The organism is Streptomyces sp. AM8-1-1 (assembly GCF_032229325.1).
Lineage (GTDB): Bacteria > Actinomycetota > Actinomycetes > Streptomycetales > Streptomycetaceae > Streptomyces > Streptomyces achmelvichensis.
This window is the reverse complement of the sequence record NZ_CP135086.1, coordinates 7,619,018-7,642,323: the sequence shown is the minus strand read 5'-3', so window position 1 is coordinate 7,642,323 and position 23,306 is coordinate 7,619,018. Positions and strand designations below refer to the sequence as shown.

Below are 23,306 nucleotides of genomic sequence, written 5' to 3'. Positions count from 1 at the left end.
CGTTTTCCATAGGCAAGTCCGCGAGGTAATCTCGTTCGCATGACCACGACAGCGACGGCGTCCACCCGCGACCGGCTGCTCGACGCAGCGGCCGAGCTCTTCTACCTGCAGGGCGTCAACATCGGCGTCGAAGCGCTGTGCAAGGCCGCCGGGGTCTCCAAGCGCTCGATGTACCAGCTGTTCGACAGCAAGGACGCGGTCCTCGCCGCCTGCCTGGAGCGGCGCGCCCCCGCGTATGCCACGGCGCTCTTCCCCGCGGCGGACGACTCCCGACCGCCGAGGGACCGGATCCTCCATGTCTTCGAGCGGCTGGAGGCGGAGGCCCTGGCCGCCGACTTCCGGGGCTGCCCGTTCCTCGCCGCACAGGTCGAGCTCAAGGACCCGGAGCATCCGGCGAGCAAGGTCGCCCGCGAGGTGAAGCGGACCCTCACGGAGTACTTCCGCCTCGAGGCGCAGCACGGCGGCGCCCACGACCCGGTCCTGCTCGCACGGCAGTTGACGCTTCTGTTCGACGGGGCGAGCGCACGGGCCGGCGTGGGCGCCGAGCAGCTCGACGGACTGACACTCACCACCGCACAGGCCCTCATGGACGCATCGGGAATGACGAAGTAGTCCGGTCCGGAGCGCCTCTTCCCGCGAAGAGCCGAATCGACGCGTCCAGTTCCGGACACGTGCCGAGGGTGACCCAAGGGTGGCGATCGGGCCCATAACGGCGGCTTCCCACGGTCCGTCCGCCCCGCACGGACCGGTCGGCCGAGTCGCCGGCGGGGTGTCACCGCCGCGCCAGGCCCCGCCCGGACCGCCCGACGGCACCCTCGGAAGGGTTCGCGCCCGTGTGCACCCGCCACGGGTGGGCCTGTTCGATGCGCGTAGATCACCCGAGAGGCCGCGAACGAACGCTGCCGCTGTCGATCAGACGCTGAACAGCCGAAACGGTGCGCGACGTTCCGGTTCACGCCGCGCGTACCACTCGAAAACCTTGTGTCACACCTGACGCGCCCGCCAGCTGACGCTACGTGAGCAAACGGTGGCTCGCACCGCGCCACCCCTTCGCGACGCCCGCGCCGCCATCGCCCGCACGGCCCAACCAGTGGCCGCCGCCCGGCAATTCGCCTCGCGCGGACCACGGACGCGCGTAGAGCGGCCGAAAGGCGATCTTGTCGCCACCCCATCCGGAGCACAGGATTCCTACCGCACCGCTTGGCAGGCTCATGACCGTTCACCCGGTCGACGAGCCGGCCGTTCGGCGCTCAAGGGCCCGCCCACCCAACGGGCCCCGGATCCCCCACCGGAGGATGTAGTGAACATCAAGCGCTTCTCCCCCCTCGGCGGCGTAGGCAGACGCGGCCGGCTGATCGCCGTAGCCACCGGTCTGCTGACCGTCTCCGCGCTTGCCGCCCCCACCGCCGTCGCCGAAACGGGCACCGTCGCACGAGCCACGACGGCCCAGCTCGCCCAGGCGAACAACGCCGTGCTCGGCGCGGACGTCGCCGGCACCGCCTGGTACACGGACAAGGCGACGGGCAAGCTCGTCGTCACGGCCGACCAGAGCGTCTCGGCCGCCGAGATCGCCCAGATCAAGAAGGCCGCCGGGGCACAGGCCGGCACCCTCGAGATCAAGCGCACCCCGGGCACCTTCAACAAGCTCATCGCGGGAGGCCAGGCCATCTACGCCGGCGGCGGACGATGCTCCCTCGGCTTCAACGTCCGCAGCGGCAGCACCTACTACGCGCTCACCGCGGGCCACTGCACCAACATCGGCAGCACCTGGTACACCAACTCGGCCAACACCACGGTGCTGGGCACGAGGACGGGATCCAGTTTCCCGACCAATGACTACGGCATCATCCGGCACTCGAACGCGTCGGCCGCCGACGGCCGGGTCTACCTCTACAACGGCTCGTACCGCGACATCACGTCCGCGGGCAACGCCTCCGTCGGCCAGGCCGTGCAGCGCAGCGGCAGCACCACGGGTCTGCGCGGCGGCACGGTGACCGGTCTCAACGCGACGGTCAACTACGGCGGTGGCGACATCGTCTACGGCATGATCCAGACCAACGTCTGCGCCGAGCCCGGCGACAGCGGCGGCTCCCTGTTCGCCGGTTCCACCGCGCTCGGTCTGACCTCCGGCGGCAGTGGCAACTGCAGCGCCGGTGGCACCACGTTCTTCCAGCCGGTCACCGAGGCGCTGAGCGCCTATGGCGTGAGCGTCTTCTGACACACCGGTTCGACGCCCCGATCCGCTCAGCGATCGGGGCGCTGACCGGGCACACCCGATCGACGCACGACGAGGGCCGGTGGTCCGCCGCGAGGCGGGCCGCCGGCCCGACGCACGTCCCGGTCTCCCGAGCCGCGCCGAACGCTGCTTACTGGTAGGAAAGGGGCAAAGCGCCGGACGAGCGAGCGAAGGGCACTGCGCCGTGGAGCCAACCAGCCGACCGGAGGGCACGGTCACCCAGAGCCCGGTGAGCGCCCACCGCTCCTCCCTCACCCTCCGGGTGAACGGAACCCAGCGCCCTCTGACACTCGACCACAGGACCACCGTCCTGGACGTGCTGCGGGAGCATCTGGATCTGACGGGTACGAAGAAGGGCTGCGACCACGGACAGTGCGGCGCCTGCACCGTGCTCGTCGACGGCCGTCGCGCCAACAGCTGTCTGCTGCTCGCGGTCGCCCACGACGGGGCGGACATCACCACCGTCGAAGGCCTCGCCGACGGCGCGTCGCTCCACCCGTTGCAGGAGGCGTTCATCGCGCGGGACGCCCTCCAGTGCGGCTACTGCACCCCGGGCCAGCTCTGCTCCGCGGTCGGCATGCTGACCGAGGCGGCCGACGGGCACCCCTCCCATGTGACACCGCCGGAGTACACGGGCGGCGGTGAGGCGGAGCTGACCCCCATGGAGATCCGGGAGCGCATGAGCGGCAATCTGTGCCGCTGCGGCGCCTACCCGTCCATCGTCCGGGCGATCGAGGACGTGGCGCGGTGAAACCCTTCGCGTACCTCCGCGCGGCCACCGCCGATCACGCCATCGACACCTTCGCCTCCCACCCCGGAGCGCAGTACCTCGCCGGCGGCACCAATCTCGTGGACCTCATGAAGCTCGGTGTCACCGCGCCGGAGCTGCTCATCGACATCCGCCGGCTGCCGTTCGACCGGATCTCCGACACCCCCGAGGGCGGGCTGCGTATCGGAGCGGGCGTGCGCAACAGCGATCTCGCCGCCCACCCCGGCGTCCGGTCCCGCTACCCCTGCCTGTCCCAGGCGCTGCTCGCCGGCGCGTCCGGCCAGCTGCGCAACACCGCGACCACCGGCGGGAATCTGCTCCAGCGCACACGGTGCCCGTACTTCCAGGACACGACGAAACCCTGCAACAAGCGACTCCCCGGCAGCGGGTGCCCCGCACGGGAGGGCGCCCACCGGGATCTCGCGGTCATCGGCCACTCCGACCACTGCGTCGCCACCCATCCGTCGGACATGGCCGTGGCCCTGTCCGCGCTCAACGCCACCGTGCATCTGTACGGCCCGGAGGGTGAGCGTGCCGTGCCCGTCACCGACTTCCACCGGCTCCCGGGCGACCACCCCGAGCAGGACACCGTCATCCGGCCGGGTGAGCTGATCACCGCCGTGGAACTGCCGCCCGGCCCCATCGGCGTCCGCTCCCGGTACCGCAAGGCCCGCGACCGGGCGTCCTACGCCTTCGCCCTCGTGTCCGTCGCCGCCGTGCTGGACCTCGAACAGGGCGCCGTGCGCTACGCGGCCCTCGCGTTCGGCGGGCTCGCCCACCGCCCCTGGCGCGCTCGCGTCGCCGAGGAGGCACTGCACGGTGCGCCCGCGACCCCGGAAAGCTTCGCCCGGGCCGTGGAAGCCGAGCTGGCCGCCGCATCGCCGCTGCGGGACAACGGATTCAAGGTGCCGCTCGCCCGCAATCTCGCCGTCAGCGTGCTGACCGGGCTCGCCCCACACCCGAACAGCGAGGACCTGTCATGACGCAGACACCGGGCGTTCTGGGGTCGCCTGCCGTACGCCGGGAGGCCGCCGACAAGGTCACGGGCGTCGCACGCTACGCGGCCGAGCACACCGCACCGGGCTGTCTCTATGCCTGGCCCGTCCCGGCCACCATCGGCCGGGGGCGGGTCACCGCCGTCCACGCGGACGAGGTGCTCGCTCTGCCGGGCGTGCACGAGGTGCTCACCCACGAGAACGCGCCCCGGCTGGAGCCTCCCGACGACGCCAACCTCGCGGTCCTCCAGAGCGCCGAGGTTCCCCACCGCGGCTGGTACGTGGCCCTCGTCGTCGCCGACAGCCCGGAGAACGCCCAAGCGGCCGCCGGCGCGCTGAGGGTGGAGTACGACGAGGAGAAGCCCGACGTCACGCTCACGGGCGACCACCCGGGCCTCTACACCCCGGAGGAGGCCAACGCCGGCGCGGCCGGCCTGCGAGAGCGCGGGGACTTCGACGGAGCCTTCGCCTCGGCGTCCGTACAGGTCGACGCGACGTACAGCATGATCGCGCTGCACAACCACCCCATGGAGCCGCATGCCGCGACCGCGTGGTGGCTGGACGGACATCTGACGGTCTACGACAGCAGCCAGGGCGCAAGTACCGTACGCGACACCCTCGCCGCGATGTTCGGGCTGCGGCAGGGGAAGATCACCGTGTTCTCCGAACACGTCGGAGGCGGCTTCGGTTCCAAGGGCACGCCCCGGCCCCAGGTGGTGCTGGCCGCGATGGCCACCCGTCACACCGGGCTGCCCGTCAAGGTGGTGTTCCCCCGCCGCCAGATGGCAGCGGTCGTCGGTCACCGCGCTCCCACGATCCAGCGGGTGCGGATCGGCTCGGACACCGACGGCGTGATCAGGGCCCTCGCCCACGAGGTCGTCACGCAGACGTCCACGATCAGGGAGTTCGTCGAGCAGGCGGCCGTTCCCGCCCGCATCATGTACACCTCGCCGAACAGCCGTACGAGTCACCGGGTCACCGCGCTGGACGTCCCCACGCCCTCCTGGATGCGGGCGCCCGGCGAGGCGTCCGGCATGTACGCCCTGGAGTCGGCCATGGACGAACTGGCCGTGGCCGCCGGCGTGGACCCGGTACTTCTGCGGCTGCGCAACGAGCCGGATGAGGAGCCCGACAGCGGCCGTCCTTTCAGCAGCCGTCATCTCACCGAGTGCCTCGCCGAAGGGGCCCGGCTCTTCGGCTGGCAGCCCAGGGACCCGCAGCCGGGCATCCGCCGCGAGGGCGCCCTCCTGCTGGGCACCGGGGTCGCGGCCGCCACCTACCCGGTTCAGGTGAGCGCCTCCAGCGCCTCGGCGCATGCCGCCGCCGACGGCACCTTCCGCATCCGGGTCAACGCGACGGACATCGGCACCGGGGCCCGAACCGTGCTCGGGCAGATCGCGGCGGACGCGCTCGGGGTACCGCTGGAGTCCGTCCGTGTGGACATCGGCAGCAGCGACCTGCCCCATGCCCCGCTGGCGGGCGGCTCGTCGGGGACGGCGTCCTGGGGCTGGTCGGTGCACAAGGCCTGCCGGACCCTCGTCGAGCGTCTGCACGGGCTGGTGGACAAGCTGCCGGCGCAGGGACTGACGGTGACCGTCGACTCGGAGGAGGAGACGGCGAAGGAATCCCCTTACTCACGGCATGCGTTCGGCGCGCAGTTCGCCGAGGTCCAGGTCGACACGGTGACGGGCGAGGTCCGCGTCCGCCGACTGCTCGGGATGTTCGCGGCCGGCCGGATCCTCAACGCCCGCACCGCCCGCTCCCAGTTCACCGGCGCGATGACGATGGGCATCGGCATGGCGCTCACGGAGGGCAGCCATCTGGACCCGGTCTTCGGCGACTTCACCGAGAGCGACCTGGCCTCCTACCACGTGCCGGCGAACGCCGATGTCCCGGAGATCGAGGCGCACTGGATCGACGAGGAGGACGATCACCTCAACCCGATGGGCAGCAAGGGCATCGGGGAGATCGGCATCGTGGGCGCGGCAGCGGCGATCGGTAACGCCGTCCATCACGCCATCGGGGTGCGGTTGCGGGAGCTGCCGCTCACCCCGGATGTCGTCCTGCCGCACATGGCGTCGCTGTGAGGTTCCGCCGCGCGACATGAGCGGAGAAGGGCATCTCACCCGTCCCGTCGATCCAGGCCGGCGAGGTGCGCGGCGCGGTCGAAGACCTCCACGAGCATCGGCGCAGTGAGCCGTCCCGTGGAGGTGTTGCGCATGCTCGGGTGGTAGCAGCCGAGCAGATGCAGATCGCGGGCGTCACCGGCGGCGGGCAGGACGACGTGTGCACCGTGACCGAACACCGGTCGGCGCGGAGGGAGTTGATAGCCCGCGTCGCGCAGCACGGGCAGCAGGGCCTGCCAGCCGAATGCCCCGAGTACGACGATCACCCGCAGCGAGGGGGCGAGCAGCTCGATCTCGCGTGCCAGCCACGGGCGGCAGGTGTCCCGCTCGGCCGGGGTGGGCTTGTTCTGAGGCGGCGCGCAGCGGACGGGCGCGGTGATCCGCAACCCGTACAGTTCCAGGCCGTCGTCGATGTCGGTGCACGTCGGGCGAGAGGCGAGTCCGACCTGGTACAGCGCCTTGACGAGGAAGTCTCCCGAGGGGTCGCCGGTGAACATGCGGCCGGTCCGGTTGGCACCGTGGGCCGCGGGGGCGAGTCCGACCACGCCCAGAGCCGCGTCCGTGGGGCCGAAGCCGGGCACGGGACGGCCCCAGTAATCCCAGTCCCGGAACGCCGCCCGCTTCACCACGGCGACCTCTTCGCGCCAGGCGACGAGACGCGGGCACGCGCGGCAGCCGGTGACGACGCCATCCAGCTCGGCGACATCGCCGCAGAGCGGCGCGCGGCGGGCGGGGAAGTCGCCGTCACCGGGCTCGGGCGGCGGACCTGCGGTGTCGTGCGGGCGCATACGTCCACGCTAGTGCGATGGGGCAGGACCCGCGTGATCCGAGGATCGCATGGCGGGCCGGGCGGCCGGAGCCCGGAGCGCAGAGCTGGGAGCCCGGTGCTCCGGCGTCCCGTCCGCCGTGCGGTCGGACGGTCAGGCGTTCAGGCGTTCAGGTGCCGGGTGTGCCGAGCAGGCTCTCGGCGTCCCCGGCTCCCGCGGGCAGCGCGTTCAGCGCGGCCACGAGCCGTTTCTCCTCGTAGGCGAAGTGCGACTCCAGCAGCGCGGTGAGGCCCTCCAGCTCGGCCCGTACGCGCGCGGGGTCGACTGCCGCCTCGTCGGCCACGAGATCCTCCACGGCACGCAGGATCTCGGTGACTGTCTGATGGTCGTGCTCCAACTCCTCGATGACGGGGCGGAGTTCAGGGTGCTGTCGGGCCAGTGCCGGGAAGGCCCCGCCGTCCTCACCGGTGTGGTGCCGGGTGAGGGCCGTGCAGAAGGCCAGACAGTGTGCCCGCAGCTCCCGGGGCCGCGCGCCCCGGCCTTCGAGCCAGGCGTCGGCGTCCTCGCGGAGTTGTTCGAGTTCTTCGCGGAGCGCGAGATGAATGCCGATCAGTTGATTACCGAGGGCCGTGATGCGGCCGTCGGGTTCGACAGGGGTGTCCATCGGTGTCCCATGGTGCGGCGCCTCCATGTCCACGGCGGTCTCTTTGCCGGGTACACCGCGACGCTGACGTGGGATCCCATCACTCTTCGGACGGCCCGTCAACCGACTTCCGCAGCCGGTCCTGCGATTCGGCCACGGGTGCGGCGGCAGCGGCCGGATCGAGGATGCGGTTGAGGAAGTTCCTCGTCCGCTCGTGCTGCGGGTCGCCCACGACCTGCGCCGCCGGCCCCTGCTCGACGATCACACCCTCGTCCATGAACACGACCCGGTCGGCGACCTCGCGGGCGAAGCTCATCTCATGGGTGACGACCATCATCGTCATGCCCTCGGCGGCGAGGAGCCGCATGACCGACAGCACATCGCCGACCAGTTCGGGGTCGAGCGCCGAGGTCGGCTCGTCGAAGAGCATCACCGCGGGGCCCATCGACAGGGCCCGTGCGATCGCGACCCGCTGCTGCTGTCCGCCGGACAACTGCGCCGGGTAGGCGTCCGCCTTGTCTGCGAGACCGACGCGTGCCAGGTTCTCCCGGGCGACCGCGGCGGCCTGCGCCTTGTCCCGGCGGAGCACCCTGCGCTGGGGCAGGGTGAGGTTCTCGGTGACGCTCACGTGCGGGAACAGGTTGAACTGCTGGAAGACCATGCCGATACGACGGCGCACGGCGTCGATGTCGACATCGAGGTCGGTGACCTCGGTGCCGCCGACGAAGACCTGGCCCTCGTTCGGCTCCTCCAGCAGGTTCACACAGCGCAGCAGTGTCGACTTGCCCGAGCCGGACGGCCCGATGACACACACCACCTCGCCGCGGCCGATCTCCAGGTCGATGCCCCGCAGGACGTGGTTGTCCCCGAAGGACTTGTGCAGCCCTCGGATCTCGATCTCCGGGCGGTCGGTGGCCATGGTTTCCGCGGTCTCCGTCTTTTTCGGCATCTCGTCCTCACCTGGCCTTGTCGGCGCGCGCTTCGAGGCGGCGCACCACGAAGCTCAGCGGCACGGTCACGAGGAGGTAGCACAGGCCCGCGACCAGGATCGGTGTGGAGTTGGCCGTCTCGCTCGCGAGGTCACGGCCGAACTTCGTCAGTTCCCGTTCCTCCAGCGTCACGCCGAGGAACAGCACCAGCGAGGAGTCCTTGAACAGCAGGACGAGTTCGTTGGTGAGCGGCGGGATGACGATGCGGAAGGCCTGCGGGATGATCACGGACACCATGGCGCGGGCGTGCGAGAAGCCCAGCGACCGGGCGGCCTCCATCTGTCCCTTGGGGACCGCCTGAATGCCCGCCCGAATCGTTTCCGCCATATAGGCGGCCGCGACCAGACCGAGGCCGAGCGCGACCTTGCCGTAGGTGCCACCGGGGATCTCCACCCCCGGGAACGCGAGGGGGACCGCCACGCCGACGAAGATGAAGATCAGCAGGGCGGGCAGGCCGCGGAAGACCTCGATGTAGACGCCGGCGAACCACCGGTAGGGCGCCACCGAGGAGAGCCGCATCAGCGCGATGATCAGCCCGAGCACCAGCCCGAAGATGAACCCGGAGAGGGTGTACACCACCGTGTTGCGCAGGGCGATGGTGATGATGTCCGGGAAGAGCCGCGACGCCAGGTCGGTCTGCGCGAACTGCTGCTGGAGCCGGCCCCAGTCGGCGAAGACGCCGATCAAGACCAGCACCGCCACGAAGACCGCGTACTGGATGCCCTGCGAGATGCGGCGTTGCTGCCGCTTGGTCAGCCGAGAGGTCACGACGAAGCCTTGGGCAGCGGACCGATCCACTGCTGGTAGAGCTTGTCGTAGGTGCCGTCGGCGCGGGCGTCGGTGATCGCCTTGTTGAGCGCGGCGAGGAGCTTGGCGTTGCCCTTCTTCACCGTGAAGCCGTACTGCTCACCGGTCTCGATGTTCTGCCCGAGGGCGAACTCGGCGGCGTTCTTCTTGTCCTTGAGCCAGCCCTGGACGACGGGGTAGTCGATGACGACGGCGTCGACCTGGCCCGTGCGCAGACCGTTGAGGACGGCGTCGGAGCTCTCGAAGGCGACGGGGTTGAAGCCCTGCTCCTTGGCGTAGCTCTCGCCGGTGGTCTCCGCCTGTGCGCCGAGCTTCTTGTTCTTGGCCTTCACGTCGGCGAGCGAGGTCACACCGCTCTTCTTGGTGGCGAGGAGGGCCTGGGTGGCGTCGAAGTAGGGCACGGTGAAGTCGACGTTCTTCTTGCGCTCCTCGGTGATCGTCATGCCGGCGGCCGCGAGGTCGCACTCGCCGGAGTTGAGGAAGGCACCGGTCTTGAAGTTCTCGAACGGGGTGTCGAGGATCTTCTGTTCGACCTTGAGGTTCTTCGCCGCCAGGTCCACCAGGGCGACGTCGAAGCCGACGATCTTGCCGTTCTTCTCGAACTGGAACGGCGGGTAGGGCAGATGGGTGCAGGTGGTCAGCTTGCCCTTCTCCACGACGGGCACGCCGCCCGCCGCCTCTCCCGGACCGTCGCTGCCGGAGGAACAGCCGACGGCAAGGAACATCCCCGCGGCGGCAGCACCGGCCGCGGCGCGGATGCGGAAGCTGCTGCGGTGACTGCGGTGTCCTCTGGCCGTCCAGAACACGGTTGACCTCCATGGGGTACAGGGCGGGCGGTGACACGACGAGACCGTCCGTCGCGATCGTAAGGCACCGGCGGCGGTAGGTGAGGGAGCTGTCCACCATGCGTTCGGGCCGGTCCGACACGGTGTCCGGCCTGCGGCTCTGCGTGATCGTCGACCCCGCCCATGAGCCGGGCGAATGGCCGGAAAGGGGGTCGCGGACAGCGGTGCCGTCGCCGTATCGCGGACGGACAGGGGTGGTCGTCCGGCCGGGGGGCAGTCAGAGTGGTCGTCCGGCGCGGGGGCCGCGGTCAGATCGTGTCGATGACCAGCTCCGGACGGTCCCACATCACCGCGGGCGGGCAGGCGCGGACGGTGCCGGTCCGCCGGGCACCGACACTCAGATAGAAGCCTTCGGCGGGCGGGTGGGCGACGACGCGTACGGCTTCGATCCCGGCGGCCTTCGCCTCGGCGACCATGTGGGCGACGAGGAGCCGGCCGATGCCCCGGCCCTGGGCGCTGTCCGCGACGAACATCAGGTCCAGTTCGGGCGGGTCGAGGAGCAGCGCGTAGAAGCCGAGGACGGTGCCGGTCTCGTCGGCCGCGACGAAGACCCGGTGGGTCTCGATGTAGTCGGGGCCGACCCGGTAGCCGGAGACCATCGGGGCGTAGGGGCCCTCGTAGGCGCGTGACCTTCGCACCAGCGCGGTGAGCCGTTTCGCGTCCCGGACGGTGGCCCGCCGGATCAGCGCGGCCTGCCGCCGCCGGCCCCGGCCGGCTCCTGTCATGTCCGACTGCATGGAACGAGTATGACCCGCCCGTGATCGGTCGGTGATCCGCCGGGATCAGATCGGAAAAGGAGCCGAGGGCGGCTCTTTGCGCCATGGGGCGGAAGTGGCGGGAGCGTGTCTGGCGTGGGGCGCGTGCACGCGGTGGAATGTGCGCGCGCTCCCCGCGTGATCGTCACCTTCCGGGCCCTGGAGACACGATGGCGAGACCCACCGCATTACGTACGGCACGCAGGCTCGGCGTCACCGCGCTCGCCGCCTCCCTGCTCGCCGCGCTCCCGGCGCCGGTGGCGCACGGTGACGACGAGCCGGCGTTGAAGATCGTCGGCAACCGGACCGAACCCGCCTTCTCCCGCGCCGACGCCGTCTCGCAGCTCGTCGACGTCGAGACCGAGGCGGACAGCGATCACGACGGCAGACGGGACACGGTCCGGATGCGGATCCTGCGCCCGAAGGAGACGGACGCCGGGCTGAGGGTCGCCACGATCATCGAGGCGAGTCCGTACTGGGGCGGCGGCAACGATGTGCCGTTCCACCCGGTGGATCTCGACGAGGACGGTCTGCCCGACGGCCGTCGGCTCGGCGACCGGACCCGGCTGCCGGGGCTCATCGGTCCTTCGGTGCCGTTCTCCGGCTACACCGACAACTACTTCCTGCCGCGCGGGTACGCGGTCGCGCAGGTCGACAGCCTCGGCACCGGTGACTCGACCGGCTGCCCGACCTCCGGCGGACGCAATGAGACGCTCGGCGCCAAGGCGGCCGTGGACTGGCTGAACGGCCGTGCCAGGGGCTGGGATCCGGCCGGGCGGCCGGTGGGCGCCGCATGGTCGACGGGCAACGCGGCCATGATGGGGATCTCCTACAACGGGACGCTGCCGACCGCCGTCGCCGGGACGGGTGTGAGAGGTCTGAAGGCCATCGTGCCGATCTCCGGGATCTCCTCCTGGTACGACTACTACCGGTCGGGCGGCGGGGTGGTGGCTCCGGGCGGCTTTCAGGGCGAGGACACCGACGTTCTCGCCAAAGGCGTCTACAGCCGCACCGACCGCGAGATCTGCCGGCCGGTGCTGGACCGCCTCACGGCGGAGCAGGACCGCGTCACCGGCGACTGGAGCAGGTTCTGGGCCGAGCGCGACTACCTCCGGGATGTCGGCAGGATCCGCGCCGGCGTCTTCGCGGTGCACGGCGGCAACGACTGGAACGTGAAGACGCAGCACTTCGGCCAGTTGTGGCAGGCGCTGAAGAAGCACGACGTGCCGCGCAAGATGTGGCTGCACCAGGCCGGTCACATCAACCCGATGCCCCTGCGGATGGAGGAATGGCTTCGCCAGCTGCACCAGTGGTTCGACTACTGGCTGTACGACCTGGACAACGGCGCGCTCGACGAGCCGCCGGTCGAGGTCGAGCAGGCGGACTTCAGCTGGCGACGTCAGTCCGACTGGCCTGCCCGCGGCACGCGCGATCTGACGCTGCGTCTGGGAGTCCGTGGGCTGGAGGCGTTGCCGGGAGCGCAGGTGAAGCAGTCACTCACGGACGCGGGCCGCACCCTGCCGGCGGAGACGCTGGTGGCCGATCCCGACAGCGCCGACCCGCACCGGCTCGCGTACACGACCGGCCCGCTGGCGAGCGATCTGCGGGTCAACGGTGTGCCCGAGGTGTCGGTGCGTGCCTCGCTGGACGGGACATCGCCGTATGTCACGGCGCTGCTCGTCGACTACGGCCTGGACACCCGGGCAACCGCGGGCACGGTGGCCGACACGTCGCAGCTCGTCTGCTACGGCGAGGGCATCCCCGGGGACACCGGCTGCGCCTACCGCACGGCGCACCGCACCGAGAGGACCGACTTCAAGATCGTCTCGCGCGGCTGGCTGGACGCCCGCAACCGGCACTCCCTCTCCCGCGAGGACCGGGTGGTCGAGGGGCGGGAGTACCGGCTGAAGTGGTCGATGCAGCCCCAGGACCATGTGTTCAAGAAGGGGCACCGGCTGGGCGTGGTCCTGATCTCCACCGACCACGACTACACGCTGCGGTACCAGGCGGGGACCCGCATGACCGTACGCACCGGCGTCAGCAGCATCACCCTGCCGGTGACGCGGTGACACCGACGGCCCGTCCGTCGGGTGTGGGCCGGCGACGTCCGCGTCTCGGCGGAGTACTGACGGGCGCCGGCCGGGGGCGGCCACTGCCGGCCCCGGCGGCGCTCCGTCGTGGTCAGGCCGCGCGCCAGTAACCGAGCGCGTTGACCTGCTCCTTCGGCAGCGCCAGGTCCTTGCGCGCGAAGGTGCTGAGCGAGCGGGTCGTCGCCGTGTCGCAGGCGACCCAGACGTACGCCCCGGGGTTGTCGCGCAGCAGGCCGGGCAGGGCGTCCTTCACCTCGGTGACGAGGTGGTTGCCGGCATCGCGGCGCGGGACCGGGCGCAGTTCGTGGAGAGCCGGGTCCAGGCGCAGCGGCAGCTCCTTGTCGGAGTCGTGCGTCGTCTCGAACCAGATCACCGCCGGCACCGCGGGGAGCGCCGCGAGCAGGGAGTTGATGGCGGGCAGCGAGGCGGGGTCTCCGACGACGAGCAGCTTGCCGGGGAGCGGGTCGGGCGTGGTGAACCCCGTCCCCTGGAGGGTCGCCTCGACGGTGTCGCCGGGCTGAGCCTTCCGCGCCCATTCGCTGGCGCAGCCGTCGTGCAGGGCGAATTCGAGACTGAACGTCCCCGCGTCGGGGTCGGCGTCCACCAGGGTGTAGGCGCGCTGATGCGGCTTTCCCGCGTTGTCGAACCACACCCGGACCCACATGGTGGGGTGGACCCCGGTCTGCGCCAGCATGCCGCCGTCGGTGAAGTGCACCCGCCGGAAGTGATCGGTGACGTCCTCGCTTCCTGTCACGGTGAATGCGAAGTCCTTGCCTCGCATCAGTTTGAGGACGACGCCCTCCCAGCCATGCCCCACAGCCCGCTCCTTCCCCCTTGGTCCGGGATTGTCTCCCGAACATCCGTGCTCTAATTTAGGCCAGCCTAACCTAAGCATTCGGGGGATTGAGCCAACAGGGCGGGGAAAAGTGGACATCAGGAAATACCGCGACGCCTGGGGGGTCCCGCATCTGCGGGCCGGCAGCGCGGCCGAACTCGCCTGGGCGCAGGGGCGCAATGCCGCCCTCGACCGGGCGTGGCAGATCGAGGTGGAGAGACACAGGGCACGGGGCACCTCCGCGTCCTTCCTGGGAAGCGGCGCCGTCGGCTGGGACCGGTTCGCGCGGCAGTCCCGTCTCGACGACACCGCACGGCGCTGCTTCGAGCGCCTGGAACCCGCTACGGCGGCCTGGATCACCAGCTATGTCGACGGGGTCAACGCCGGCCTGGACGAAGGAGCGGAGCGCGCACCGCAGTTCGCGTCGACCGGTCTTCGACCGGCGCCGTGGCAGCCGTGGGTGCCTCTCGGCATCTGGCTGAGCACGCACATCCTCTTCGCGGGCTTCCCCACCAAGTTGTGGCGCGAGGAGGTCGCCAGGGCGCTGGGCGAGGACGCGATCGATCTGTTCGCCACCGACGGCATGGGCCAGGCGGGCAGCAACGGCTGGCTCGTCGACGGGGACCGTACGGCGAGCGGCGCGCCGCTCATCGCCGGCGACCCGCACCGGTTCATCGAGGACCCGGGCATCTACCAGCAGATCCATCTGGCCTGCCCGGAGTTCGACGTCGTCGGACTGGCCGTGCCGGGAGTCCCCGGCATCGCCCACTTCGGCCACACCGGTTCGGTCGCCTGGGCCATCACCAATGCGATGGCCGACTACCAGGACCTCTACCGCGAGCGATTCCGGGACCGTGACGGGCAGTTGGAGGCCCTCGGCCCGGACGGATGGCGCTCCGTCTCCGTGCACAGCGAGACCATCGAGGTGGCCGACGCCGACCCCGTGACCGTGGAGGTCGTGGAGACCGAACGCGGCCCCGTCATCATCGGCGGTCCCGGCGCGGCCGAGTCGATCAGCCTGCGCATACCACCGCGCGTCACCGGCGAACTCGGCTTCGACGCACTGCCCGCGCTGCTGCGGGCCCGCACGGTCGACGACGTGGACCGAGCCTTCGATCGATGGGCCGAGCCGGTCAATGTGGTCCAGGCCGCCGACACCGAGGGCGGGGTGCTGCACCGCGTCGCGGGACGCGTCCCGGTGCGCCACCCCGACAACATGCTGCGCGTCGTGCCGGCGTGGGAGGCGGGTCACGACTGGGACGGATGGCACGAGTCACCGCGACGGCGCGTCGACGGCATCGCCGTGATGGCCAACGAGAGGGGCATCGCCGGCCCACTCGGTGTCGAGTTCGCTCCCCCGCACCGGGCCGGACGCATCCGTACCCTGCTGCACGAGCAGCACTCCTGGACCGCCGCGGGCATGGCCACCGTCCACATGGACACCCAACTGGACTCGGCGAAGCCTCTGTTGCGGCTCGTCGCCGGCGCCGACGGGCTGAGCCCCGAGGCAGCCCGGCTGCGGGAGCGGCTGGTCGGCTGGAACCGGCGGATGGACGCCGACAGCGAGGACGCGGCGGCGTACGCCCGGCTGCGCTCCGTCGCGGTGCGGTTGGTCGCGGAGCACCCGGCGCTCGCGAAGCTTGCCGAGCAGGTCGACCTCGCCGCCTACCCCGAGGCCCTGCGGCCCTGGCTGGCACTGGTCCCCAAGGTCGCCTTCGCCCTGGAAGGGCTGCTCGTGACCTCCGCGCTGCCGGAACTCGACCGCGAGGACCTCGTACGGACGGCCCTGGAGGAGGCCGCCGCCGCGGCGCCGACCGCTGCCACCTGGGGCGAGACGCACCGGCTCGCGCCCTGGCAGGCGGAGCCGGACGGCGAGCCGGAGGACTGGCCGGGGCTCTCCGGCGACCAGGACTGTGTGCTGTCCACCTCCAGCATCCCGGGCGTCAGCGACCTCAGCGCCCGCGGCCCTGCCGCGCGCTACGTCTGGGACCTGGCCCGCCGCGACGACAGCCTCTGGGTGGTGCCGCTCGGCGCCTCCGGAGCGGGCGACCCGCACCGGCGCGACCAGCTGCCGCTGTGGCTGCACGGCGGTTTCGTCCCCGTCATCACCGACTGGAACCTACTCACCGAGGAAGACATGCCCGCTGAACACACCACCCGCTCCCGTACGGCCGTGCACGAGGCCGCTGTCGACGGGTTCGGCACGGTGCGCATCGTCCCGCTGGATCCCGCCGCCGACTCGGCCCTCGTCCACCGCTGGGTCACCGAGGAACGCGCCCGGTACTGGGGCATGGGCGGTCATACGCGCGAACAGGTCCAGGAGATCTACGAGTTCGTGGACTCGCTCGCCACCCACCACGCCTACCTCGTCCACCTCGACGACGAGCCGGTCGCACTGTTCCAGACGTACGAGCCGGGCGCCGACCCGGTCGGTGAGTGCTACGACGTACAGCCCGGCGACTTCGGCATCCACCTGCTGGTCGGCCCGCCGGCCGAGGGCGGATCGCGGCGCGGCTTCACCAGTGCCCTTCTTGCGGCACTGGTGGGATTCGTCCTCAAGGATCCGCAGGTCCTGCGAGTGGTCGTCGAGCCCGACGCCCGCAACGAGAAGGCCGTCGCCCGCATGGTGCGGTCCGGCTTCGTGCTCGGGCCCGAGATCGACAAGCCGGAGAAGAGGGCGCAGTTGGCCTTCCTCAGCCGTGAAACGCTCGACAGATGGGCGCTCGTCGGACCGTGACACACCCGGCCGCCGGCCGGACCTCCACAGGCACTGACATGCCCGACCGCCGCCGCTGAGCCGGCGGCGGCGGTCGGGTTGTTCGTCAGCAGATGCGCGGGAGTTGCTCGCCGAGCGGCATGTCCACCACACGTGTGCCGCCGAGACCGGTGGCCGCGACCACCATCCCGGCGTGCTCCTCGACGCAATGGCCGATCGCCACGGCCTCCTTGCCCAAGGGGTGCGCGCGCATGGCCGCGAGAACGGCGTCCGCGTGATCCGGCGGGACGAAGGCGACCAGCTTGCCCTCGTTGGCGACGTACAGCGGGTCGAGCCCGAGGAAGGCACAGGCGTTGGCGACCGTGTCGGGCACGGGCAGGGACCGCTCGTCGAGCGTGACGCCCACGCCCCCGGCCGCCGCGATCTCGTTGAGGGAGGTGGCCAGACCACCGCGGGTCGGGTCGCGCAGGACGTGGATGTCCGGGCACACCGCCAGCATGTCCGCCACCAGCCCGGCCAGGCACGCGGTGTCGCTCTGGATCTCGACGCCGAACTCCAGCCCTTCGCGCACGCTCATAATCGCCACACCGTGCACACCGATCGGTCCGCTGACGAGGACCACGTCGCCGGGCGCCGCGCGCTGCGGACGGATGTCGATACCGTCCGGGATCAGGCCGATGCCCGCGGTGTTGATGAAGATGCCGTCGCCGTGGCCCGCGTCGACGACCTTCGTGTCCCCGGTGGCGATGACCACCCCGGCGGTCCTGGCGGCTTCTCCGAGTGCTTCGGCCACCCGCCCGACGAGGGCGAGTTCGACGCCTTCCTCCAGGATGAATCCGCAGGAGAGGTAGGCGGGCACGGCTCCCACCATCGCCAGGTCGTTGACGGTCCCGTTGACCGCGAGGTCGCCGATGCTGCCGCCGGGGAAGAACAGGGGCCGCACCACGAACGAGTCGGTCGAGAACGCGAGACGGGCACCGCCGAGTGTCAGATGTGCGGAGTCGCCCAGTTCGGCGAGGACGTCGCTGCCGAACGCCGGCGCGAAGAGGTGCTCCACCAGCTCGGCGGAGAGCGTCCCGCCGCCGCCGTGCCCCATCACGATCCGCTCGTGATCGCGCAGGGGCGCCGGGCAGGTCCACCCGGAGAAGTCGACGGGTGCCGAAGCGAAGTCAGCCAACGGAACTCGCCTCCTTGTTCGGTGCCTCCAGCCGCCGGTACAGGTAGTACGCGGCGCAGGCGCCCTCGCTGGAGACCATGGTCGCGCCGAGCGGGTTGCGCGGTGTGCACTCCTTGCCGAAGGCGGCGCACTCGTGCGGCTTGATGAGGCCCTGGAGCACCTCGCCGCTGCGGCAGACCGTGGACTCCTCGGTGTCGATGCCGGTCACCGAGAAGCGGTACTCGGCGTCGTACTCCCGGTACTTGGGCGACAGGCGCCAGCCGCTCTGCGGAATCATGCCGATGCCGCGCCACGACCGGTCGGTGACCTCGAAGACGTCGGCCAGCATGGCCTGGGCGGCGGGACTGCCGCCGGCCTGCACGGCGCGGGGGTAGGCGTTCTCCAGCGTGTGCTGCCCGGACTCCAGTTGCCGCACGGCGCGGCGGATGCCCTCCAGGATGTCCAGGGGCTCGAAACCGGTGACCACGATCGGCACCCGGTGCTTCTCGGCGAGACCGGGGTACTCGCCGGTGCCCATGACGGTGCACACATGGCCGGCGGCGAGGAACGCCTCCACCCGGCAGTCCGGGGAGTTCATGATCGCGTCGATGGCCGGGGGCACCCGGACATGGGAGACCAGCAGGCTGAAGTTGGAGATGCCGAGCTTCTTGGCCTGGTACACGGTCATCGCGTTCGGGGGTGCCGTGGTCTCGAAGCCGATGCCGAAGAAGACGACCTGACGGTCCGGGTTCTCCTGGGCGATCCGCAGCGAGTCCAGGGGCGAGTACACGACGCGTACGTCGGCGCCCTCGCTCTTGACCTTGAAGAGGTCGCGGCCGCTGCCGGGCACGCGCAGCATGTCGCCGAAGGAGCAGAAGATCACGTCCGGGCGGGAGGCGATCTCCAGCGCCTTGTCGATGATCTCCAGCGGGGTGACGCACACGGGGCAGCCCGGTCCGTGGATCAGCTGGATCTCCTCGGGGAGCAGCTGGTCGATGCCGTGCCGGATGATCGAGTGCGTCTGTCCGCCGCAGACCTCCATGAGCGACCACGGCTGGGTGGTGACGGCCCGGATGTCGTCGAAGAGCCGCTTGGCGAGGACCGGGTCGCTGAACTCGTCCAGATACTTCATGACCGCGCCTCCTTGTCGGCGGGTTCCACGGGGGTGTCCCCGGCGCCGGGGAGTTCGGTGCCGGCGGGGCGTTCCGCGCCCGCGTCCCGGGCAGCCTTGCCCCAGGCGTCGCCAAACTCCTCCTCGAGCACGCCCAGGTTCTCGAAGAGTTCGAGAGTCTGCTTGGCCGATTCCTCGTCCAGGCGTTGCAGCGCGAAGCCCACATGGACGATCGCGTAGTCCCCGACCTGCATGTCCGGGACGTATTCCAGACACACGTCCTTGACGACGCCGCCGAAGTCCACCTTGGCCATCCGCGTCGCGTCACGTTCCTCGATCTCCAGCACTCTGCCGGGTACGGCCAGACACATGATGCGTTCCTCCCTCACTCCTCGGCTCGGGCGGCGACGATCAGCTGTCCGAGGGCCAGACCGCCGTCGTTGGGCGGCACCCGGCGGTGCCGCAGCACGGTGAAGCCGTCCCGTTCCAGGACGCCGCAGCAGCCTTGTGTCAGCAGGGCGTTGCAGAACACCCCGCCGCTCAGAGCCACCGTTTCGATGCCCGTACGGTGTCGGGCCACCTCACACACCTCCTGGACCAGGGCGATCACGCCCTGGTGGAAACGACGGGCCACGGGCCCGGCCGGAGCCCCGCCGCGCATGTCCGCGACGGCGGCCGCGAGGACCGGCGCCGGATCGGCGATCAGCGGAGCCGCGGGGTCCTCGGTCTCCGCTCTCAGGATGAACCGGTACGCGTCATTCCGCGCGTCGTCGCCGACACTGCCGGTGACATCGGACAGTGCGGCGTTCTCCAGTTCCATCGCGGCCTGCGCCTCGTACTCCACCCGGTGGCAGACCCCCGCCAGCGAGGACACCGCGTCGAAGAGGCGCCCCATGCTGGAGGTGGGCACACAGGCGAGATCGCGCTCCAGCTGACGGTCGAGCAGTCTGCGCTCCCCCGGTGTGGCGACCGCGGTGCACGGCAGGTCGTCCGACCAGGGCAGCCCCGCCGCCCGCAGGTGGGAGAGGGCCATCCGGTAGGGGTTGCGGACGGCCGCGTCGCCGCCCGGCAGCGGCACATAGGCCAGGTGGGCGAACCGCCGGTATCCGTCGTAGTCGGCGATGAGCACCTCACCGCCCCAGACCGCGCCGTCGTCGCCGTACCCCGTGCCGTCGAAGGCGATCCCGATGACCGGTGCCGTGCCGTCCAGGCCGTGTTCGGCCATCGCGGAGGCGACGTGGGCGTGGTGGTGCTGGACCTGGCGCAGGGGCAGTCCGGAGGTCTCGGCCGCGCGTCGCGCCCACTGGGTGGAGCGGTAGCCGGGGTGCCGGTCGGCGATCAGCATCCGGGGGGTGACGGAGGTGAGGTCCGTCAGATGCGCGGTGGCGCGTTCGAACGCGGTCAGGGTGGCCAGATCGTCCATGTCCCCGACGTGCGCGGACATCCAGGCGTAGCGGTCGTCGCCCGCGCAGAAGGTGTTCTTCAGATCGCCGCCCACGGCGAGGGCGGGGACGACGGGTACCGGCAGGGCGACCGGGAAGGGGGCGTAGCCGCGTGAGCGGCGCACGGGCAACTCGGCACCGGCGCAGATCCGGACGACCGAATCGTCGCAGGGCACATGGATGGGGCGGTCGTGCATCAGCCAGGCGTCGGCCAGTCCGTCGAGTCGGGTGAGGGCCTCGGTGTCGTCGGTGACGATGGGCTCGCCTGCGCGGTTCCCGCTGGTCATGACGAGGACGGCGGGACCGGGCGGATCACCGGGCAGTCCGAGGAGCAGCCGGTGCAGGGGGGTGTACGGCAGCATCACGCCGAGGTCAGGGCTGCCGGGCGCGACACCGGGCGCCACGTCGGCGGCGGTCTCGGTCCGGTGACGCCGCAACAGGACGACGGGCTTGCGCGGACCGAGGAGCAACTCCCTTTCCTCGAGACCGACTTCGGCGAGCCGTTCGACCGTTTCCAGCGAGTCCGCCAGCACGGCGAAGGGTTTGTCGCCACGGTTCTTGCGCTTGCGCAGCGTCCGAACGGCCGCGGGATCGCTCGCGTCGCAGGCCAGGTGGTAGCCGCCGAGACCCTTCACGGCCAGGACGGCGCCCTGGGTGAGCAGGCTGCGGGCCTCGGCGAGCGCGGCGGCGTCCTCGCGCGGAGCGGTGTCCGCGGTGCCGCGGCGCAGGGTGAGCCGGGGGCCGCAGGAGGCGCAGGCGATGGGCTGCGCGTGGAACCGCCGGTCGCCGGGCGCGGTGTACTCGCGCCGGCAGTCGGCGCACATCGGGAACGCGGCCATGGTGGTCCGGTCCCGGTCGTACGGCAGCGAGGTCACCACGGTGAAGCGCGGACCGCAGTGCGTGCAGGTGATGAACGGGTGCCGGTGGCGCCGGTCGCCGGGATCGGCGAGTTCACGCAGGCAGTCGTCGCAGGTGGCGGTGTCCGGGGAGACCAGGGTGCGGCCGGGTCCGCCGGCGGACGGCCGGATGGTGAACCCGTGGTCACCGCTCTGTGGGGGTACGGCGCGGTGCTCGACGGACTCGACGACGGCGAGCGGCGGGGGCTCGGCGGCGATCCGTGTGCAGAAGTCCGCGACGGCTCGCCCCGGGCCCTCCACCTCGGCGACGACTCCGTCCGCGTTGTTGGTGACCCAACCCGTCAGACCGAGTTCTTCGGCGAGGGTGTAGACGAAGGGCCGGAAGCCGACGCCCTGCACGACACCGCGGACGGTGACCTGCCTGCGATCTCGGCTCCGGTCGCCGGTCATGACACCGGCCCCGGTTCCCGCACCGTGCCGTTCGCGTGGCTGTGCAGAGGCTTCTCGTGCTGCCGCGCCAGCACCGGGGTGTGTGTCTCCTCGCCCTCGGCGCCGCGCAGGATGTGGGCGAGGAGCGCGTCGACGCCCTCTCCGGTGCGGGCGGAGGTCTCCAGGACCGGAACACCGGGATTGACCTGCTGGACTCCACCGAGGAACGTCTCGCGCGCGAAGCCCACGGCATCCGCGAGATCGGTCTTGGTGACGACCACCAGCTGGGCGAGACCGAAGGCCGCCGGGTACTTGACCGGCTTGTCCTCACCCTCGGTCACCGAGGCGAGGGCGATCCGCAGCGTCTCACCGAGGTCGTAGGAGGCGGGGCAGACGAGGTTGCCGACGTTCTCCACGAACAGCAGACTGGTGCCGTCGGGCAGCCAGTCCTCCAGCCGGCCCTGGAGCATCCCTGCCTCCAGATGGCACAGGCCGTCGGTGAGGATCTGCTGCACGGGGGCGCCGGAGCGGGCGAGCCGGGTGGCGTCGTTCTCGGTGGCCAGATCGGCGGTGACGGCGGCGGCCGGTGTGCCCGCCGCGACCGCGCGGGTCAGCAGTTGTTCGAGCAGGGCGGTCTTGCCGCTGCCGGGGCTGGACATCAGGTTCACGGCGACCGTGCCGCGCGACGCCAGAAAGCGCCTCAGCGCCAGGGCGTTCTCGTCGTTCTTCGCGAGCACGGCCTGGTGGAGGTCAACGGTGCGGCACATGGCTCGTCTCCTCGTCGCGCGTCGTGTCCCGGGCGGTGTCACCCACCGCGGTCCCGTCCGGGCCTTCGTCGGCCACGACCACCCGGACGATCTCCAGTTCCCGGCCGGCGAGCAGGGTCAGCGGGCGCTCGCAGTCGCCGCACCACAGCACCGGGGGCATCCCCGTCGGTGTGTCCCGGCCGCAGCCGTCGCAGTGGGCCTCTCCGTCAACAGTCTCGATCACCAGCCGGGCCCCCGCGAGCAGAGTGCCCTCGGCGGCCAGACCGAAGGAGAAGTCCAGGGCCTCGGGGACCACCGCGACGAGCTCGCCGATCCGCAGGGTCAGCGATTCGACCCGGTCGTCGGGGACCGCGTCCCTCACCTGGTCGATGACGGCCATCGCGATGGAGAGTTCGTGCACGGCGCTCACCTGCCCGGCCCGCCGGCCGCCCCGCCCCGGTGGGCGGACCCGGCCTGCCTGGCTACTCTGAAAGAACGATGGCTGGTCACGAGGTCGAGCGACGGGCTCTGCTCACCCCGGTCCTGCTCCTGCTGCTCGCCGAACGTCGGGGTCATGGCTACGAGCTGGTGCAGCGACTGGGGGCTTTCGGCTGGGCCGAGGCCGAATCGGCGCACGTGTACCGGCTGCTGAGGGGTATGGAGAGCTGCGGGGAGGTCTCCTCGCACTGGCACGCCTCGGCCACGGGTCCCGCGCGCCGGGTGTACTCCATCACCCAGCAGGGCGCGATGGACCTCGCCCTGTGGTTCGTACGCCTCGGTGAGCTGCACAGCACCCTCCACCTCTTCCTCGAGCGGTATGTGCAGCTCGAGGACGTCGCGGGCGGGGGCGGGGAAGCCCCGGACCCCGGTCCGCACCATCCGGATCACATGCGCCGGATGCGCAGGTAACGCCGTACGTCCGGCACGACCCTGGCGACGCCGTAGACCATCGCGAGTCCCACGGCCGCCAGTCCGGCCCAGGTCCATTCCAT

The 23,306-nt window shown here is 71.1% G+C and carries 22 protein-coding genes; 8 read left to right on the top strand and 14 right to left on the bottom strand.

The features are described 5' to 3' along the window. Positions 1-39: 39 nt before the first annotated feature. The 5 genes from RPQ07_RS34015 to RPQ07_RS33995 all read left to right on the top strand — a co-directional run bounded on the left by RPQ07_RS34015 (position 40) and on the right by RPQ07_RS33995 (position 6,087). On the top strand, positions 40-612 hold the full coding sequence (locus RPQ07_RS34015; RefSeq protein ID WP_313948088.1) for a TetR/AcrR family transcriptional regulator: 573 nt from the start codon (positions 40-42) through the stop codon (positions 610-612). A gap of 688 nt (positions 613-1,300) precedes the next feature. Then, entirely contained in the window at positions 1,301-2,218 is a 918-nt protein-coding gene (locus RPQ07_RS34010) for a S1 family peptidase (protein WP_313948087.1), read from the top strand. A 202-nt stretch (positions 2,219-2,420) separates the two neighbouring features. Then, positions 2,421-2,987 (top strand): 2Fe-2S iron-sulfur cluster-binding protein, encoded by a 567-nt coding sequence (locus RPQ07_RS34005; protein WP_313948086.1) that lies wholly within the window; start codon positions 2,421-2,423, stop codon positions 2,985-2,987. Further along, a complete protein-coding gene (locus tag RPQ07_RS34000) occupies positions 2,984-3,988 on the top strand; it encodes a xanthine dehydrogenase family protein subunit M (RefSeq protein WP_313948085.1) in 1,005 nt (334 codons plus the stop codon). The genes RPQ07_RS34005 and RPQ07_RS34000 overlap by 4 nt, the downstream gene beginning before the upstream one ends. Next, complete coding sequence (locus tag RPQ07_RS33995) at positions 3,985-6,087, top strand: xanthine dehydrogenase family protein molybdopterin-binding subunit (RefSeq protein ID WP_313948084.1); 2,103 nt, start codon at positions 3,985-3,987, stop codon at positions 6,085-6,087. The genes RPQ07_RS34000 and RPQ07_RS33995 overlap by 4 nt, the downstream gene beginning before the upstream one ends. A 35-nt stretch (positions 6,088-6,122) precedes the next feature. Here RPQ07_RS33995 and RPQ07_RS33990 read toward each other — a convergent pair whose 3' ends face one another. From RPQ07_RS33990 to RPQ07_RS33965, 6 genes are all read right to left on the bottom strand, one after another. After that, on the bottom strand, positions 6,123-6,914 hold the full coding sequence (locus RPQ07_RS33990) for a uracil-DNA glycosylase (protein ID WP_313948083.1): 792 nt from the start codon (positions 6,912-6,914) through the stop codon (positions 6,123-6,125). A gap of 148 nt (positions 6,915-7,062) precedes the next feature. Further along, positions 7,063-7,557 (bottom strand): hemerythrin domain-containing protein, encoded by a 495-nt coding sequence (locus RPQ07_RS33985; RefSeq protein ID WP_313948082.1) that lies wholly within the window; start codon positions 7,555-7,557, stop codon positions 7,063-7,065. Between the two features lie 79 nt (positions 7,558-7,636). Next, entirely contained in the window at positions 7,637-8,455 is an 819-nt protein-coding gene (locus RPQ07_RS33980; protein WP_313949120.1) for an amino acid ABC transporter ATP-binding protein, read from the bottom strand. Positions 8,456-8,492: 37 nt separating this feature from the next. Beyond that, entirely contained in the window at positions 8,493-9,323 is an 831-nt protein-coding gene (locus RPQ07_RS33975; RefSeq protein ID WP_391841285.1) for an amino acid ABC transporter permease, read from the bottom strand. Next, complete coding sequence (locus tag RPQ07_RS33970) at positions 9,290-10,057, bottom strand: ABC transporter substrate-binding protein (RefSeq protein WP_313949119.1); 768 nt, start codon at positions 10,055-10,057, stop codon at positions 9,290-9,292. Before RPQ07_RS33970 ends, RPQ07_RS33975 begins: the two co-directional genes overlap by 34 nt. A gap of 368 nt (positions 10,058-10,425) precedes the next feature. Further along, positions 10,426-10,914 carry a GNAT family N-acetyltransferase gene (locus RPQ07_RS33965; protein ID WP_313948080.1) on the bottom strand — a complete coding sequence of 163 codons (489 nt, stop codon included), beginning with the start codon at positions 10,912-10,914 and terminating at the stop codon, positions 10,426-10,428. 188 nt (positions 10,915-11,102) lie between these two features. Between RPQ07_RS33965 and RPQ07_RS33960 the strand changes: the two genes are divergently transcribed. Then, positions 11,103-13,001 carry a Xaa-Pro dipeptidyl-peptidase gene (locus tag RPQ07_RS33960; protein WP_313948079.1) on the top strand — a complete coding sequence of 633 codons (1,899 nt, stop codon included), beginning with the start codon at positions 11,103-11,105 and terminating at the stop codon, positions 12,999-13,001. Positions 13,002-13,113: 112 nt separating this feature from the next. Here the strand turns inward: RPQ07_RS33960 and RPQ07_RS33955 are convergent, their stop codons facing one another. Further along, complete coding sequence (locus tag RPQ07_RS33955) at positions 13,114-13,839, bottom strand: siderophore-interacting protein (protein WP_313948078.1); 726 nt, start codon at positions 13,837-13,839, stop codon at positions 13,114-13,116. A gap of 109 nt (positions 13,840-13,948) precedes the next feature. Between RPQ07_RS33955 and RPQ07_RS33950 the strand changes: the two genes are divergently transcribed. Next, positions 13,949-16,594, top strand: a complete 2,646-nt coding sequence (locus RPQ07_RS33950; protein WP_313948077.1) for a GNAT family N-acetyltransferase — start codon at positions 13,949-13,951, stop codon at positions 16,592-16,594. 85 nt (positions 16,595-16,679) lie between these two features. Here the strand turns inward: RPQ07_RS33950 and hypE are convergent, their stop codons facing one another. The 6 genes from hypE to RPQ07_RS33920 all read right to left on the bottom strand — a co-directional run bounded on the left by hypE (position 16,680) and on the right by RPQ07_RS33920 (position 22,735). Continuing rightward, a complete protein-coding gene (gene hypE, locus RPQ07_RS33945; RefSeq protein ID WP_313949118.1) occupies positions 16,680-17,669 on the bottom strand; it encodes a hydrogenase expression/formation protein HypE in 990 nt (329 codons plus the stop codon). Positions 17,670-17,742: 73 nt separating this feature from the next. Next, positions 17,743-18,861, bottom strand: coding sequence for a hydrogenase formation protein HypD (gene hypD / locus RPQ07_RS33940; protein ID WP_313948076.1), 1,119 nt, complete (start codon positions 18,859-18,861; stop codon positions 17,743-17,745). Further along, positions 18,858-19,211, bottom strand: coding sequence for a HypC/HybG/HupF family hydrogenase formation chaperone (locus RPQ07_RS33935; RefSeq protein ID WP_313948075.1), 354 nt, complete (start codon positions 19,209-19,211; stop codon positions 18,858-18,860). The genes hypD and RPQ07_RS33935 overlap by 4 nt, the downstream gene beginning before the upstream one ends. Before the next feature lie 14 nt (positions 19,212-19,225). Beyond that, positions 19,226-21,589 (bottom strand): carbamoyltransferase HypF, encoded by a 2,364-nt coding sequence (gene hypF / locus RPQ07_RS33930; RefSeq protein WP_313948074.1) that lies wholly within the window; start codon positions 21,587-21,589, stop codon positions 19,226-19,228. Beyond that, the gene (gene hypB / locus RPQ07_RS33925) at positions 21,586-22,335 is read right to left on the bottom strand and encodes a hydrogenase nickel incorporation protein HypB (RefSeq protein WP_313948073.1); all 750 of its coding nucleotides are present in this window, start codon (positions 22,333-22,335) and stop codon (positions 21,586-21,588) included. Before hypB ends, hypF begins: the two co-directional genes overlap by 4 nt. After that, the gene (locus tag RPQ07_RS33920) at positions 22,319-22,735 is read right to left on the bottom strand and encodes a hydrogenase maturation nickel metallochaperone HypA (protein WP_313948072.1); all 417 of its coding nucleotides are present in this window, start codon (positions 22,733-22,735) and stop codon (positions 22,319-22,321) included. The genes hypB and RPQ07_RS33920 overlap by 17 nt, the downstream gene beginning before the upstream one ends. A 77-nt stretch (positions 22,736-22,812) precedes the next feature. On the opposite strand from RPQ07_RS33920, the gene RPQ07_RS33915 reads away from it, so the two are divergent. Beyond that, positions 22,813-23,223, top strand: coding sequence for a helix-turn-helix transcriptional regulator (locus tag RPQ07_RS33915; RefSeq protein WP_313948071.1), 411 nt, complete (start codon positions 22,813-22,815; stop codon positions 23,221-23,223). Here the strand turns inward: RPQ07_RS33915 and RPQ07_RS37855 are convergent. Further along, positions 23,199-23,306: a DUF6893 family small protein gene (locus RPQ07_RS37855; RefSeq protein WP_413777804.1), complete on the bottom strand. Its 108-nt coding sequence runs from the start codon at positions 23,304-23,306 to the stop codon at positions 23,199-23,201. The two genes, RPQ07_RS33915 and RPQ07_RS37855, sit on opposite strands and share 25 nt — an antisense overlap.

Coding starts and splice junctions, on each gene's coding strand:
- RPQ07_RS34015 (WP_313948088.1), top strand. CDS start 40: ATGACCACGACAGCGACGGCGTCCACCCGCGACCGGCTGCTCGACGCA.
- RPQ07_RS33995 (WP_313948084.1), top strand. CDS start 3,985: ATGACGCAGACACCGGGCGTTCTGGGGTCGCCTGCCGTACGCCGGGAG.
- RPQ07_RS33990 (WP_313948083.1), bottom strand. CDS start 6,914: ATGCGCCCGCACGACACCGCAGGTCCGCCGCCCGAGCCCGGTGACGGC.
- RPQ07_RS33985 (WP_313948082.1), bottom strand. CDS start 7,557: ATGGACACCCCTGTCGAACCCGACGGCCGCATCACGGCCCTCGGTAAT.
- RPQ07_RS33980 (WP_313949120.1), bottom strand. CDS start 8,455: ATGGCCACCGACCGCCCGGAGATCGAGATCCGAGGGCTGCACAAGTCC.
- RPQ07_RS33970 (WP_313949119.1), bottom strand. CDS start 10,057: ATGTTCCTTGCCGTCGGCTGTTCCTCCGGCAGCGACGGTCCGGGAGAG.
- RPQ07_RS33965 (WP_313948080.1), bottom strand. CDS start 10,914: ATGCAGTCGGACATGACAGGAGCCGGCCGGGGCCGGCGGCGGCAGGCC.
- RPQ07_RS33960 (WP_313948079.1), top strand. CDS start 11,103: ATGGCGAGACCCACCGCATTACGTACGGCACGCAGGCTCGGCGTCACC.
- hypE (WP_313949118.1), bottom strand. CDS start 17,669: ATGGGGCACGGCGGCGGCGGGACGCTCTCCGCCGAGCTGGTGGAGCAC.
- hypD (WP_313948076.1), bottom strand. CDS start 18,861: ATGAAGTATCTGGACGAGTTCAGCGACCCGGTCCTCGCCAAGCGGCTC.
- RPQ07_RS33935 (WP_313948075.1), bottom strand. CDS start 19,211: ATGTGTCTGGCCGTACCCGGCAGAGTGCTGGAGATCGAGGAACGTGAC.
- hypF (WP_313948074.1), bottom strand. CDS start 21,589: ATGACCGGCGACCGGAGCCGAGATCGCAGGCAGGTCACCGTCCGCGGT.
- hypB (WP_313948073.1), bottom strand. CDS start 22,335: ATGTGCCGCACCGTTGACCTCCACCAGGCCGTGCTCGCGAAGAACGAC.
- RPQ07_RS33915 (WP_313948071.1), top strand. CDS start 22,813: ATGGCTGGTCACGAGGTCGAGCGACGGGCTCTGCTCACCCCGGTCCTG.
- RPQ07_RS37855 (WP_413777804.1), bottom strand. CDS start 23,306: ATGGAATGGACCTGGGCCGGACTGGCGGCCGTGGGACTCGCGATGGTC.